This window comes from Escherichia sp. 93.1518 (assembly GCF_013368915.2).
GTDB classification, from domain to species: Bacteria; Pseudomonadota; Gammaproteobacteria; order Enterobacterales; family Enterobacteriaceae; genus Escherichia; species Escherichia ruysiae.
The window spans coordinates 1-315 of sequence record NZ_JABWMT020000119.1; the positions used below are offsets into that span (position 1 = coordinate 1).

Consider the following 315-nt stretch of genomic DNA (forward strand, 5'->3'; position numbering starts at 1 on the left):
AGATTGTGGCGCTGGTCCACAGCCACCCCGGTGGTCTGCCCTGGCTGAGTGAGGCTGACAGGCGGCTGCAGATGCAGAGTGATTTGCCGTGGTGGCTGGTCTGCCGGGGAGTGATTCATAAGTTCCGCTGTGTGCCGCATCTCACCGGGCGGCGTTTTGAGCACGGGGTGACAGACTGTTATACGCTGTTCCGCGATGCCTATCATCTTGCAGGTATCGATTTGCCGGATTTTTACCGACATGATGACTGGTGGAAATCAGGTCAGAATCTCTATCTGGATAATCTGGAGGCCACAGGGCTGTATCAGGTGCCGT

At 56.5% G+C, this 315-nt stretch carries 1 pseudogene; it reads left to right on the forward strand.

Going from position 1 to position 315, the window contains the following annotated elements:
• A pseudogene (locus HEN21_RS22705) lies at positions 1-315 on the forward strand (phage tail protein); the annotation flags it as partial.